Raw genomic sequence first — 14179 nt, 5'->3', positions numbered from 1 at the left:
GGATCCGTGCATCGCGCCGTTCGCGTCGTTCCGCGACTTCGTCGCTCGGCTGACGTGGGCGCCCGTGTCCATTGCGGCTCATAGCGAGTGAGACTCGCATCTCATGGACGGTTCTTCAAGAGCCACTGCTCGGCACGCCTCGCCACTCAAGGCGCCGGTCCCGGCGACCAGTCGACGCCTCGTTTGCCTGCCCGCCGATGCCAGTGCAGCCCGCCGGTCGATGGCGCCCGAGCGGGCGGCGGGTGACCCGCCGCCCGCTCGCTGTCGGGTGGACCTCGCTACCCGACGGGTGAGCCCGTGGCCAACGCATCGACGCCGAGGAAGCCCCCGACGATTTGCCGCACCGGCTCGTGGTGCCGCCGCGTCGCGTGCACGTACACGTTCATCGTCGTCGTCACGCTGGCGTGCCCGGCCATCGTCCGCAGCGCCGCCAGGTCGACGCCCTCCGTGGCCAGCAGCGTCAGCAGCGAGTGCCGCAGCCCGTGCATCGTCATCCGGCGCGGCAGACCCTTCTCGCGGGCCAGGTCGCGGATCTTCACCCACCGGTCCGTGTAGAAGTCCTCGTACCGCCAGTGGTTGCCGCGCGGCGCCACGAACACGAACTGCCGGCCCGGCTCGCGGCTGGCGGCCGCGCACCGCTCGGCGACCATCCGCGCCACCGCGGCGGTCAGCGGCACCTCCCGGTAACCCTGCTTCGTCTTCGGCTTGGGCTCGACCACCCACCGCCGGTTCACCTTCCGCAGGACCTGCACGATGGACACCGTGGAGCGGGCGACGTTGACCGCCCGGGGCGGCAGGGCCGACACCTCACCCCAGCGCAGCCCCGTCGACAGCTTGCACAGCAGCAGGTCCGCCGCCTCCGGGTCCACCTGGTACGCCGCCTCCAGGAACAGCCGGGCCTCGTCCGGGCTCTCCAGGATGTCCCGCTCGGCGCGCGGGCCCTCGGGCAGCGGCAGCCCGTCCATCGGGTTCGACGTCCGCACGGCCGGCTCCCCGTCCTCGCCCGGCCGGCACGCCGCCTTGAAGATCGGCACCACGCTCTCACCCCGGATGTTGGCGATCGTCTTCGCCGAGAGGCCGGCGTCGCGCAGGGCCTGCTGCCACTCGCGCATCTCCCGCCGGGTGATCTCGGCGATCGGCCGGTCGCCCAGCCGCGGGAAGACGTGCTTCTCCAAGCGCTCCCGGTACTTGCGCACCGTCTCCGGGTGCGGCTTCACCAGCTGGCCCAGCCACTCCTCGGCGTACGCCCGGAACGTCAGCACCTGCTCGGCGGGCTCCGGCGCCGGGGCGGCCACGCCGACGGGAAGGAGCTCGGCGAAGCCGTGCTCGACCAGCTGCTCCGGCGTCGGCATCCGCTCGCCGACGACCTCGACCAGCGTCTTGAACCGCTTCGCGTCGGCCTGGTAGTCGAACGTGCGGCTGCTCCACGGGTTCTCGCGGCGGCCGCCCTCGCGCCACTTCACCCGCCACCGAGTGCTCTTGCCGTCCTTCGTCGTCCGCTTCTCGACTGATGCCACCGTTCCTCCACGTGAACGCGGCGGCCTCGACCCGGTGTCCTGCGGGCGCTGCCGCCGACGCACCTATATGCGCAACAGTGGGACCGTAACCGTCTCGATCGCCGGGCACAAGATCGGCCCGGCGGCGTCATGCGGCGGGGCTCGTCCGGGCCCGTGTTCCCACGGTGTTCCCACGGCGGCAAACAGCCCGAAAAACGATCAAGGCCGCTAACCTGAGTTCTGCCAGGTCAGCGGCCCAAAGCCTGTGTCGTTCGTACTGGTGTCCGAGGGGGGACTTGAACCCCCACGCCCTATACGGGCACTAGCACCTCAAGCTAGCGCGTCTGCCATTCCGCCACCCGGACCTGCACGTCCAGCCTACCCTGTCGGCCGAGGTGACCTCGTCACCGGTTCGGCCGCCCCGGTGGGCCGCACGGGGGATTACTGTACACGGCCCGGATGGATCATGCACATCGCCGGCCATGCGCCGCGTTTACCCTGTTCAGAGCGGTCACAGGGAGGCTCTTCACGGCGAGCCGAATCGGATCCGCCGGCCTGGGTAGCGTGCGGGCACCCATTCCGGGCAGCATTGCTCACGTGTCACACCCCTCCCCCCTGACCGCCGCTCAACACCAGGCCCTCTCGCTGCGCTCCGCCGGCGATCTGGCCGCCGCCCGCCGTCTGCTCGCCGCCGCGATCGCGGCGGTCCGACCGGCGTACGGGGAGGACCATCCGGATGTGCTCGCCGCCGCTCACATGCTGGCCCGACTGCACCGGGAGGCCGACGATCCGGCCGGCGCCCGACGGGTGCTCGAGGAGGCGTACGCGGCCGGTGAACGTCGCCGCGGCGAGGCCGACCCGCTGATGCTCGCGCTCAGCTTCGACCTTGCCGGGGTCGCGGAGGAGTTGGGCAACCGGCACGAGGCCCGCCGCAACTACTACCGGGTCGCCACCGCCGGGCCCGCGGTGCTCGGTCCGGACCACCCCGCGGTACGCACAGCCCGCGAGTACCTCGGCGGCTCCGCCGCCGCTCCCACCCCGCAGCCGGGCGCCCTCTCCGGTCCGACGATGCCCATGCCGGTCATGCCACAGCCGCATCAGCCGCCGACGACTGCCCCTGCGCCGGCCGCCTCCACTCCGCCCCGCTCGGCGCCACCCGCCTCCCACGGGTCGACCGCCCCGCAGTCGGGGTTGCCAGTGGCGGGCGCGGAATGGGCTCCCCAGGCCACGCCGGCTCCGGCTTCCCCCTGGGCGCCCGCCGCCAGCGCCCCGGCGAACCCGCCGCCCGCTCCTCCCCGTCTCGTGGCGGCTCCCCTCGCGCCGGCCCTGCCACCACCTCCGGTCATCCCGGCTCCCGGTGCCGCTTCACCGCCCTCCGTTGCGGTGCCGCCCGCGCCCCCGACGCCACCGGCCGCTCCAGCGCCACGGCCCGCCGTCCAGCCGCCGTATCCCGCCGCTGGGGCGCCGGCCGCCGGGCCGCACGTCGCCACGCCTCCGGCCGCTCCGCCGCCACCCGCCACCACACCTCCGGCCGCTGGGCCGCACGCCGCCACGCCTCCGGCCGCCCCGCCGCACGCCGCCGGGGGGCCGGCCTCCCCGCCGCCACCCTCCGACACACCTCCAGCCTTCCCGCCGCCGCACGTCGCCGGGCCGCCGGCCTCCCCGCTCTCCGCGCCGCACGCCGCCGCGGGGCCCCATCCGGTGTCCACGCCGCACCCGGCCGCCCCGGCCCATCCTCCGCAGCCGCCGCAGCCGCCGCGGCCGGCCCCGCCCGCCGCCCCGGCGGTTCCCGGTGCACCCACGGCCGCACGCGCCTCGCAGCCCGTCTCCGGTCCTCACCCCGTGCCCCTGGGCCCGCTCCCCGCCCGGCCCGTCTCCGGCATCGGCGTGCCGGTCCCGCCACCACCGGCGGTGGCCCCGCACCCGGATGGCCCGCCTCCGCCACCAGTTGCGACCCGAGCATCGATGGACGCACCGCCAACGGTCGCGCCACGTCCGGCGGCTCCCCTGCCGCCGACGCCGGTGATCCCGGTCCCGGCGGCGCCGCGCCCCGACGGGCCCGGGAATGCCCCGACGCCGGCGGCGACCTCGGCATCGCCGGCCGTCCGTACCCTTCCCCCGCCGCCGGTCGTCCCGGCGCCGCAGGCCCCGAACCCGGTGCCGCCGTCCGCACCGCCCTCGCCACCGCCAGCGACGGAGTCCCCGGCGGCGCCCAGGCCGCGTCCGGTCGCACCGGCGCCGAGCACGGGCGGCGAGGCCGGCCCGGCGAGCGGGCCGGAACGATCGGGCGGCGAGGCCGGGCCGGACCGAACCGGCCCGGCCGACGGCGCGCCCGCTTCGACCGCCCCGGCGCCCGGCTGGGACAAGCCGACCGTCCAGGTCCAGCAGATCGGCCCGCTGCTGCAGGAGGAGATGGAACGCGCCGCCGCGTCGTCCACCTCCGCCACCCCGGTGGCCCCCACCGCGCCGGTCAGCGGTCCGCCCGTCGGTGATCCGGCCGCCGCCGGACCCGGCGTCCGCGGACCGGAGCACGGCGGCGATGCCTCCGTCCGCGAGCCGGGGGACGGTGGGCACGGTGGCCAGGCGTCGCGGGTCGGCGAGGCCTCGGGGAGCGTGGCATCGGTCAGCGGAGGGCCCTTCGAGGCGGGTCCGGTGGGCAGGCCGGCGGATGCGGCACCCGCCAGTGCACCGCCGGAGAGTGGACCGCCGGCCGGCTCACCTCCCGCAGGCGGCGGGCCCTTCAGCGCACCGCCGACAAGCGCACCGCCCATGAGCGCACCGCCAGTCAGCACACCGCCCATGAGCGCGCCGCCCGTGAGCGCACCGCCGACGAGCGCACTGCCCATGGGCGCGCCGCCAGTCAGCGCACCGCCGACGAGCACACCGCCCGTCAGCACGCCGCCAACGAGCGGACCGCCAGTCAGCACGCCGCCGACGAGCGCACCGCCGGGAAGTTCGCCTGCGGCGGGCGACGCGCCAACCAGCGCGGCCCCGGTCTACGCGCCGCCGCGTAGCGGTCCGCCCTACCCGGCGCCGTTCAGCGCGCCGCCGGTGAGCGGTTCGCCGTACAGCGGGCCGCCGTACCAGGCGCCGTTCAGCGCGCCGCCCGCGTCCGGTCCGCCGGCGCCACCGGTCAGCGCACCGCCGGTACCTGGCTATCCGGTGAGCGGGCCGCCGGCCGCCGCGCCGGTGAGCGCGTCGCCGGTGCCGCCGTGGGGGTTGACCGCCCCGCCGTGGAGCAGCGTCGGGCCGTCGCAGCCGGTCGCCGACCGGCCGGCCGACCCGAGGTCGGAGCCGCCTTCGGACGAGGACGCCGAGCCGGAGCGGGGCCCGGTCGATCCGACGATGCCGAAGGCCGACGAGCCCGAGGACGAACGTCCCGGGTCGCTGCCGGTCTACGACGAGCTGCTGACCTTCCCCGACTCGGCCCAGCCGGGGCCGCAGGCGTACCCGGAGCAGGGGGCGTTGCCGGCGGTGCCGGCGCCGTTCCATCAACCGCCCGCGTACCCGCTGGGTGCGGAGGAGCCGGAGCCGCGCGGCCGTAACCGGGCGGTGGTGGCCGTGGCGGTCGGGGCGGCGGTGGTCGCGGTGGCGGCGGCGGTGGGTGTGGGCGCGGTGGTGCTGAACCGCGACGCGGCGCCGGAGCCCGGGCCGCCGCCCGCGACGGGCGGGGTGAAGCCGAAGGTGAGCGGCCCGCCGCCGGGTGAGCTGAAGCTGCGCGACGACAGCACCACGATCACGGTGAGCTGGACGGACCCGAGCGACGGCGGGGTGCCGTTCGTGGTGGCCGGTGGCCGGGCGGGGCAGAAGCTGGGCGTGATGGCCACGGTGGACGCGGGGACGACCACGTACACGGTGAACGGGTTGAGTCCGAAGCTGGACTACTGCTTCACGGTGCTGGCGGTCTACTCGACGGACACCTACGCGACCTCGGGTCAGGTCTGCACCGACCGGGAGCGGGGTACGCCGACAAACTGACCCGGCCGTCCACAGCGACACGCTGGGTGTCCACAGGAGGACGGTGCGGGTTACCCGATCGTCGGCCGGCCCCTATGATGGCTCCCGGCTCTGGGGAGGGTCGACCACGCGCGGCGCCTCCCCCACCGACCTGGGGAGGCTAGCCGGCAGTGGCCACCATCGAGGACGTCACGAGCACCGGGGCGGACGCGCCCCGGACCCGTTCCCGCCGGATGCGCGGCGGACTGGTCACCATCGGCACCGTGGCGGCGCTGCTGGCCGCGATGGGGTTGACCGTGCTCGGCCTCGGTGCCGCGGACAACGCGGTGGCCAGCTACGACGCCAGCTCGTGGTTGTGGAGCACGACCCGCAGCGAGGTGGCCCGGGTCAACGGGGTCACCGCGCGGGTGGACACCCGGATGGAGGTGCCGGGGGCGCGGCGGCACCCGATGCAGGTCACCCAGACCGACCGGTTGCTGATCCTGCGGGACCTGAACACCGGGCAGGTCAGCTCGCTGGACCTGGCCACGCTGCAGATCACCGCGACCACCCCGACCGCCCCCGGGTTCGGGGTAAGTGTGGCGTTGCACGAGGACTCGGCGTTCGTGGTCGACGCGGTGCAGGGCATCGTGCGGCAGCTCGACCCGCGCGCGCTGACTCCGGTAGGCGAGCCGGTGCACTACCCGCCGGGCATCACCGGTGGCGCGTTCGACGGGGCGGGCCGGCTGTGGATCGCGGTGCCCAGCGAGGGCACGGTGTCGGCGGTGACCGCGGCCGAGTTGCCGAAGACGCCGGGCGACGCGCCGGCCGCCGGACTGAGCCCGAAGCAGGTCGAGACGTACGAGGTGGCCGAGCCGAGCCACGAGCTGGTGGTGTCCACCCTGGACGAGGGTGTCGCGGTGCTGGATCGCACCTCCGCCTCGCTGGTGACCGTGCAGGGCGGCCGGACGAAGCGGGCGAACCTCACCATGGCGGCCCCGGGCAGCCTGCCGGTGCGTACCAGCGGGCCGCAGGTGCCGGTGACGGTGCCCGGCGAGCGGAAGGTGCACGTGGTGCGCGACGGCGCCGACGTGCGGCAGTTCACGGTGCCCGGCGCGGGTGACCGGCTCACCCCGGCGGTGGCCTGGGCGGGCCGGTTCTACGTCGCCGACGAGGACACCGGCACCGTCTACTCCTTCGACGCCGACGGGCAACTGGTGGACACCATCAAGGGGTCCGGCCGGCCCGGTCCGATGGAGCTGGAGGTTCGCGAGAACCACCTGTTCATCAACCCGCCGAACTCGTCCACCGCGCAGGTCGTCGACGACCGGAACCAGGTCCGCGAGGTCGACAAGTACGCCAACGACGTGCTCGGCGGCGACCCGCCGCCGGCGCCGCTGCCGCCGCCCCCGCCGAAGAAGCCGAAGGTGGGCAAGCCGGGGGCGCCGCGCAAGGTGACCGCCGCGGCCGGTGACGCGTCGGCGCGGGTGAGCTGGCAGCCGGCCGCGTCGAACGGCGCCGCGATCACCAAGTACGTGGTGGAGGGCGGCGGACAGCGGCGCGAGGTGGGCGCGAACCAGCGTGCGGTGGAGATCACCGGCCTGACCAACGGCGAGACGTACACGTTCGAGGTGCACGCGGTCAACGCCAAGGGCGACGGGCCGGCCCGCCGGAGCAACCCGGTGGTGCCGACCGCGGAGGTGCCGGACCCGCCGGCCGGCGTGACGGCGGAGGCGCGGCCGGACGGCACGGTGCTGGTGACGTGGCCGGCCGCGAACGGCCAGGGCAACACCATCGCGAGGTACGCGGTCACCGCCACCTCGGCGGGCGCCACCGCCCCGGCCGGCGAGTCGGCGAAGACCGAGCTGGTGATGCCGGCCGGCCAGCTGGAGTACGGCACCCAGTACGCGTTCACGGTCATCGCGGTGAGCGACAAGGGCGCCGGTTCGAAGGCGTCCCCGGTGAGCAACACGGTGGTGCCCTTCACCGCCCCGGCTGCGCCGACCGAGCTGAAGGCGTCCACGGTGGCCGACCAGCCGGGCACCGTCGCGGTGCAGTGGGCGCCGGCGGTGGACAACGGTCGGCCGGTCACGAAGTACCTGGTGGACGCCGGCGGGAAGACCAGCGAGGTGACCGACACCCGGGCCACGGTGGGCGGTCTCGGCGACGGGCAGAACGTCACGGTGAAGGTGAAGGCGGTCAACGAGGCCGGTCCCGGCCCGGAGGCCAGCACCACGGCGCGGACGGTCGCCGCGCCGCGGGTCACCGTGACCGGGTCGTCGGCGGACGCCACCTCGGTGACCGTGTCGTTCACGGTGGACGCCGGTGGCGGCAAGGCCACCTGCTCGGCGGCGACCGGCGGCAAGACGGCCAGCGGCAGCTGCTCCAGCCTGCGGGTGACCGGGCTGACGCCGGGCACGTCGTACACGGTGACGGTGACCGCGACGAACGCGGCCGGCAAGGGCACCGCCACGAAGGCGCAGGCCACCGACCCGCTCTACGGCATCGCCACCTGCAACAACGGCTCTTCCGGGGCGGAGGCGACCTACTGCAATGCGGAAGTGTCCGGCCGCAACGGCAACGAGATCTTCTCGATCCCGCAGCAGGTCAACTCGAAGCAGGTGGGTTGGGCGAAGCCCGGCACCCGGCTGCGGGCGTACTGCAAGAAGCAGGGTGAAGAGGTCTACGCCTACATCTACAACAACGACAAGCGCAGCACCTGGTGGGTGCAGGTCGCGTACTCAGGGAAGAACTACATCCCGTGGGCCTGGCTGAACCTGGAGGGCGGCGACAACATCAACCTCCTGCCCACCTGCTGACCCTTCCCGCCGGAGGAGCCACCCGCACGTGAACACCCAGGAACCGCTCACCCAGCCGGAGGTGCAGGGCTTCGCCGCCCTCGCCGCCCGGCTGGCCGAGAACGTCAACGCGGTCGTGCTGGGCAAACCGCAGGTGGTCCGGCTGGCGCTGACCGCGCTGTTCGCCCAGGGGCACGTCCTGCTCGAGGACGTGCCCGGGGTGGGTAAGACCACCCTGGCCCGGGCCGTCGCGGCGACGGTGAAGGGCCAGTGGCGACGGATCCAGTTCACCCCGGACCTGCTGCCGTCGGACGTGTCCGGGGTGACCATCTTCAACCAGGCCACCCGGGGTTTCGAGTTCCACCCGGGTCCGGTCTTCGCCAACATCGTCATCGCCGACGAGATCAACCGGGCGTCGCCGAAGACCCAGTCGGCGCTGCTGGAGGTGATGGAGGAGCGGACGGTCACCGTGGACGGTGTCCGGCATCCGGTGCCGCAGCCGTTCCTGGTGGTGGCCACGCAGAACCCGGTGGAGATGGACGGCACCTACCGGCTGCCCGAGGCCCAGCTGGACCGGTTCCTGGTGAAGCTCTCCGTCGGCTACCCCGACGAGGCGGTCGAGGTGGAGGTGCTGCGCGGCGCCACGGTCCGCTCCCCCGACTCGCTGACCGCGATCACCGACACCGCGACCGTCGGGGAGATGGTGCGGATGGCCCGCCGCGTGCACATCGCCGAGCCGCTGTACGCGTACGCGGTGCGCCTGGCGGCGGCCACCCGCAACCACCCGCAGGTGCGGGTCGGGGTCAGCCCCCGCGGGGTGATCGCGCTGACCCGGGCGGCCTGCGCGTACGCGCTGATCGACGGCCGGGGCTGGATCATGCCGGAGGACCTGAAGACCCTCGCCGAGCCGGTCTTCGCGCACCGGCTGCTGCTCACCCCGGACGCGCAGGTGCGCGGGGTGACCGCCGCCGAGGTGCTGCGCCAGGCGGTGGCGTCGGTGCCGGTGCCGCTGCCGTCGGGCCAGCCGGCCCCGGTGCACGGCTGACGGCACCGGCGTGGGGATCACCGCCCGGGGCATCGGGCTGCTCGTGGCCGCCGTCGTGCTGCTCGGCGTCGGCTTCCGGTACGCGTACCCGGAGCTGACCGTGCTCGGCGCGGCGGCCGTCGTGGCGCTCGGGTACGCCCTGGCCACCGCCGCGTGGCGGCCCCGGCTGGCGGTCGAGCGGACGGCCGACCCGGACCGGGTGGCGCGGGGTGAGCCGGCCGCCATGACGTTGACCGTACGCAACACGGGGCGGCTGCGGGCGGCGAACCTGGTCGCCGAGGACCGCTGCGGCGGCCGGCTGGTCCCGGTCCCGCTGCTGCGGCTGCGGCCCAGTCGGGACACCACGGTCCGCTACGACGTACCGACCCACCGCCGCGGCGTGGTGCCGGTCGGGCCGCTGCGGGTGACCCGCCGCGATCCGCTGGGGCTGGTCGCGTTGGCCCGCTCGTACGGGGGCAGGGTGCCGGTCTGGGTGCACCCGCGCATCCATCCGCTGCGGGCGGTGCCGACCGGGGCGGGGCGCAGCCTGGACGGGCGGACCGACAGCGTGCCGCACGGCTCGATCACCTTCGACTCGCTGCGGGAGTACGTGGTCGGCGACGAGCTGCGCCGGGTGCACTGGCGGACCAGTGCCCGGGTGGGCGAGTTGATGGTGCGGGAGAACGTGGACACCAGCCTGCCCCGGCTCGTGGTGGTGCTGGACAACCGGGCGGCCGCCCACCCGGACCGGGTGGACGGGGTGGCCGAGTCGTTCGAGGCGGCGTGCGAGGCGGCCGCGTCGGTGGTGGCCGCCGCGGTCCGCGAGGATCTGCCGGTGAGCCTGCTGCTGGTCGCCCCGCCCGGCGACGACACCGCTGGCGGGGCCGGCCTAGAGACGTCGACCGCGCCGTTGGACCGGCTGGCCGCGGTGGAGCTGGCCGAGGGCGGGGTGGACGTGCTGCGTGCCGCGATGAGCCGATTGCGGCAGGACCGGCTCGGCGACACGCTGGTCTTCCTGACCGGGCCGGGCGCCCGGGGGGACCTGGGGCACGTGGGCGCGCTGCGCGGCGCGTACCCGTCGGTGGTGGTGGGGGTGTTCGGCGCGGCCGGGCCGACGCCGGCCGGCGCGGCGGGCCTGACGGTGGTGGACGCCGCCGACGGGGCCGAGTTCGCCGCCGAGTGGGACGGGATCCGCCGGTGGTGACGCTGTCGCCGGCGCCGGCCGGTGCGGACGCGCCCGCCGGGCCGCCGCGGGAGCGGGCCGTGGCGCGGGCGCTGCGGGCGGTCCCGGTGCCGCTCGCCCTGATCGTGATGATCTCCCTGGCCGGCGTGGTGCTGGGCCGGGTGTACGCGGGGCCGCTGCTGACCCGCCTGATGGTCGGCGCGGCGATCGGCTCGGTGCTGGTCAGCGTCGCCGCCCGACGGTTGCCGTCCTGGCTGGTCGCGCCCCTGTCGGTGGCCGGCCTGGCCGGCTGGACGGTGCTGTCGCTGAAGCTGGCCGCCGCCCATGCCGCGCTGCCCGGCGGCTTGGGCGCGGTGGCCGCGGACGCCGCCCGCAATGCCGTCCCCCGGCTGCTGACCGCGATGATCCCGGTCGAGCCGGCGCCGGACACCGTGCTGGTGCCGCTGGTCGCCGCCTGGCTGGCCGGGCTGACCGCCGCCGAGGTGGCGCTGCGCACGGGCCGGGTGCTGCTGGGCTACCTGCCGCCGGCGCTGCTGTACGCGGGCGCGTTGTACGTGGTCGGCCCGAACGCGGATCCGGCGATCGGGCCGTCGGTGCTGTTCGCGGCGGTCGCCGCCGCCGGTCTGGCGGCACCTTCCGGGCGGCCGGACCGGCCGGGGTCGGCGGACCCGGCGGCCGGGCTGGCCCCGGCGGTGCGGCTGCGCCTGTTCGCCGCCGGCGCGGCGGGGGTGGCGGTGGTGGTGGCCCTCGCCGCCCTGCTCGCCCCCGTGGTCGCCGGCCAGGTGGACGACCGCCCGGTCGATCCCCGCCGGTACGTCGAGCCGCCGCAGGTCGAGTCGCTGGATGAGAACCCGCTGATCCGGATCTCCGGGTGGGCGCTCAACCCGGACCAGCAGCTGCTGGACGTGCGGACCGAGGCGGGCGCGTCGGCGGGCGACGCGCCGAGGATCCGGCTGGCGGTGCTCAGCGACTACGACGGGGTGACCTGGCGGGTCGGGGCCACCTACCGCAACGCCGGGCGGATCCTGCCGGCCGCGACACCGGCGCCCGGGGCGAGCACCGACACGATCCGCCAGCGGATCACCGTGGCCGATCTGACCGGGCGGCTGTTGCCGGCCGTGCCGACGCCGCGCGAGGTGTCCGGCGCCCGGGTGGCGTACGACCCGGCGACCGGGACGCTGATCCGGCCCGAGGGGCTGGCCCTGGGGCTGCGGTACACGGTCACCTCGGTGCGGGAGCGGCCGGACACGAACCTGCTGGCCACGGCGAACGTGCCGGCCGGGGACGCGGTCGCCCGGGTGCTGCGGGTCGCCGACGGGGCGCCGGAGCAGCTGCGCCGGCTGGCCACCCAGCTGGCCGAGGAGAACGGCGCCCCGTACGCGCGGGCCACCGCCATCCAGGACTTCCTCGCCGAGCACTACCGGGTGACGGCGGACGCGCCGAGCGGGCACGCGTACCCGAACCTGGCGTTCTTCCTCTTCGGACCGCGCAACGGCGGTGGGCAGCGGGGCACCTCGGAGCAGTTCGCGGCGGCGTTCGCGGTGCTGGGCCGGCTGGCCGGGCTGCCCACCCGGGTGGTGGTGGGCTTCGACCCCAAGGGTGACGGCCCGGTCCGGGCGGCGGACGCGTCCGCCTGGCCGGAGGTGCTCTTCGACGGCCTCGGCTGGGTGCCGTTCGACCCGATGCCCCGGCCGGACGAGGAGCCCCGCCCGGTGGAGGAGGACTTCCGCCCGCCGCCGGACACCCCGCCCCCGTCGGAGGTGCCGGAGCCGACCCTGGAGGCCACCGCCACTCCCCCGGCCGAGGCCGCGCCCGCGTCGGCCGGGGGCCGGGGCGGCCCGGGTACGCCGGTGCTGGTCGGCGGCGGTGTCGGCGGCCTGGTGCTGCTGGTCGGCCTGGTGCTGCTGACCCTGATGCTGCTGCGCCGCAACCTGAGCCGGGCCCGGCTGCACCGGGGTGACCCCGGCGGGCGGATCGCCGGCGCCTGGCGGGAGCTGACCGACGCGCTGCGGCTGTCCGGCCACCCGGCCGGCCACGACCTGGCCGCCACCGAGGTCGCCGCGCAGGCGCGCCGTACCCTCGCCGGGGCTCGCGCGGCGGGTGACCCGGCGGCGGCCGCGGACGCGGCCGGCGGGGATGTCGACGAGCTGGCTGCCCTGCTCAACCAGGTCGGCTTCGCCCCGGGCACCGCGACGCCAGCGCAGGCGGACCGGGCGGCGGCGCTGGCCGCCGGGTACGTCGCCGCGCTGCGCGCCGCCCGTCCCCGGTGGCGGCGGCTGCTGTGGACGGTGCACCCGGGGCCGCTGCGCTGGCGGCGCTGACGGCCGGGGGCTGGCGCGGTCAGAGCCGGCCGACGAAGTGCTCAGCGACCTCTGCCGTCCCGCCCGTAGCCGCAGGTGTACCGCTTCGCGCCGTCGCCGAGGTCGTCGATGCCGTCCTCACGCGCCTTCAGCCTGGTCGTCGACGTGCCGCCCATGAGGTCGACGACGGCGTCGGCGGTCAGCACCTTGCACGCGGACGTCACCCGGGCCGGCCGCACCGCCGTGGGGCTGGCCGACGCGGTGGCGGTCACCTGTGGCGCCACCCACTCGGCCGGCTCCGGGTCGGCACAGCCCGCGAGGAGCGTGGCCCCCGCGGCGGCCAGCACCGCTCCGTGGCGGCACACGTCAGTTGTCCTCGTCGATCGAAGTCGCACGGTGGTAGAGCGACCGGCGCGGCGACCGCGTTACGGCGAGGGACAGGATTCGCCGCGGCTGGCGTTGTCATCCGGTCGGCAGGACCGGGCCCGGGTCCTGCCGCTTCCGGACCAGGAATCAGACGGACGACCCGTCCGCCATGATGCGCGCCAGGGTGCGCCGACCCATCCGGCTCATGACCGGGTTGCTCTCGACGTAGTACCAGACGACCCCCATCGCCTGCGCGAACGCCCATGCCTTGCCGCGTTGCCATTCGAGGTCGTCGGAGCCGAGCTCGGCGCGGAGCACCTGCCGGGGCCCGGCCTCGAGCAGGTGCCAGCCGCTCACCAGGTCCAGGGCGGGGTCGGCCGGTCCGAGCCCGCCGACGTCCAGGATGCCGGCCAGCCGCCCGCCGGACACGAGCACGTTGCCGGGGATGAGATCGCCGTGGCTCATCACGTCGGCGCCGCCGCGCGGCAGGTCCCGCAGGTCCGCCCAGATCCGGCGCAGGCGCGGGACGTCCAGCAGCCCTTCGCTCCTGTCGAAACAGGTCTCCAGCCACGCGTCGTGGGTGCGGAGGTCACCGCCGCGCCCCGTTCCGCCGAAGGTGCGGCCGCGCGTGTCGATGGCGCGTACGCCGGTGATGAACTCGGCCAGGTCGTGGGCGAACCCGACGGATTCGGCCGGGTCGTCGTCGCTGGCCACCACGCCGGGCAACCAGGTCTGCACCGACCAGGGCAGGGGGTAGCCCGCTCCGGGCTCGCCGAGGGCGACCGGCTCGGGCGTGGGGAAGCGGGTGCGCGCCGCCAGCTCACGGGCGGCCTCCGCCTCGGCCGCCAGCCAGCGCCGTGCCGACTCCGGGTCGCGGGGCTGCAGGGGGAACCGGGCCGCGAGGCGGTCGCCGATGCGGAAGATGGCGTTGACGGTCCCGTCCGACGGTACGCGCCGGACGGGCAGGTCCCGCCACTCGGGGAACTGCTCGTCGAGCAACGCCCGTACCGTCTCGACCGGCACGGCCAGCTGGTTGGCATGCATCTGCACGGCCGGCAGCATCGCCCAGCCTGATC

At 75.7% G+C, this 14179-nt stretch carries 8 protein-coding genes, 1 tRNA gene and 1 pseudogene; 6 read left to right on the top strand and 4 right to left on the bottom strand.

All coding sequences use genetic code 11. The features are described 5' to 3' along the window. Positions 1-278: 278 nt before the first annotated feature. A complete protein-coding gene (locus tag EFE23_RS03585; RefSeq protein ID WP_123239433.1) occupies positions 279-1517 on the bottom strand; it encodes a tyrosine-type recombinase/integrase in 1239 nt (412 codons plus the stop codon). Positions 1518-1774: 257 nt separating this feature from the next. Then, positions 1775-1861, bottom strand: a tRNA-Leu gene (locus EFE23_RS03580). 94 nt (positions 1862-1955) lie between these two features. Between EFE23_RS03580 and EFE23_RS29695 the strand changes: the two are divergent. The 6 genes and pseudogenes from EFE23_RS29695 to EFE23_RS03550 all read left to right on the top strand — a co-directional run. Then, positions 1956-2297, top strand: a pseudogene (locus EFE23_RS29695) (tetratricopeptide repeat protein); the annotation flags it as partial. A 2361-nt stretch (positions 2298-4658) separates the two neighbouring features. Beyond that, positions 4659-5474 carry a fibronectin type III domain-containing protein gene (locus EFE23_RS28725; protein ID WP_233600850.1) on the top strand — a complete coding sequence of 272 codons (816 nt, stop codon included), beginning with the start codon at positions 4659-4661 and terminating at the stop codon, positions 5472-5474. A 149-nt stretch (positions 5475-5623) separates the two neighbouring features. Continuing rightward, positions 5624-8251 carry a fibronectin type III domain-containing protein gene (locus EFE23_RS03565; RefSeq protein WP_123239432.1) on the top strand — a complete coding sequence of 876 codons (2628 nt, stop codon included), beginning with the start codon at positions 5624-5626 and terminating at the stop codon, positions 8249-8251. A 28-nt stretch (positions 8252-8279) separates the two neighbouring features. Beyond that, entirely contained in the window at positions 8280-9275 is a 996-nt protein-coding gene (locus tag EFE23_RS03560; protein ID WP_123239431.1) for an AAA family ATPase, read from the top strand. A 10-nt stretch (positions 9276-9285) separates the two neighbouring features. Further along, on the top strand, positions 9286-10458 hold the full coding sequence (locus tag EFE23_RS03555) for a DUF58 domain-containing protein (protein ID WP_123239430.1): 1173 nt from the start codon (positions 9286-9288) through the stop codon (positions 10456-10458). 59 nt (positions 10459-10517) lie between these two features. After that, a complete protein-coding gene (locus EFE23_RS03550; protein ID WP_233600849.1) occupies positions 10518-12758 on the top strand; it encodes a transglutaminase TgpA family protein in 2241 nt (746 codons plus the stop codon). 41 nt (positions 12759-12799) lie between these two features. On the opposite strand, the gene EFE23_RS03545 is transcribed toward EFE23_RS03550, so the two are convergent. Both EFE23_RS03545 and EFE23_RS03540 read right to left on the bottom strand, forming a co-directional pair. After that, positions 12800-13102 carry a hypothetical protein gene (locus tag EFE23_RS03545; protein ID WP_148058401.1) on the bottom strand — a complete coding sequence of 101 codons (303 nt, stop codon included), beginning with the start codon at positions 13100-13102 and terminating at the stop codon, positions 12800-12802. Between the two features lie 148 nt (positions 13103-13250). Beyond that, positions 13251-14147, bottom strand: a complete 897-nt coding sequence (locus tag EFE23_RS03540) for an aminoglycoside phosphotransferase family protein (protein WP_123239503.1) — start codon at positions 14145-14147, stop codon at positions 13251-13253. Between the last annotated feature and the right edge of the window lie 32 nt (positions 14148-14179).

The organism is Micromonospora solifontis, assembly GCF_003725545.1.
Lineage (GTDB): Bacteria > Actinomycetota > Actinomycetes > Mycobacteriales > Micromonosporaceae > Micromonospora > Micromonospora solifontis.
The sequence above is the reverse complement of the archived record's forward strand: the minus strand, read 5'-3'. Positions and strand labels throughout refer to the sequence as shown.

Excerpts from the sequence above, each read along its gene's own strand:
- EFE23_RS03540 (WP_123239503.1), bottom strand. The coding sequence starts at position 14,147 with ATGCATGCCAACCAGCTGGCCGTGCCGGTCGAGACGGTACGGGCGTTG.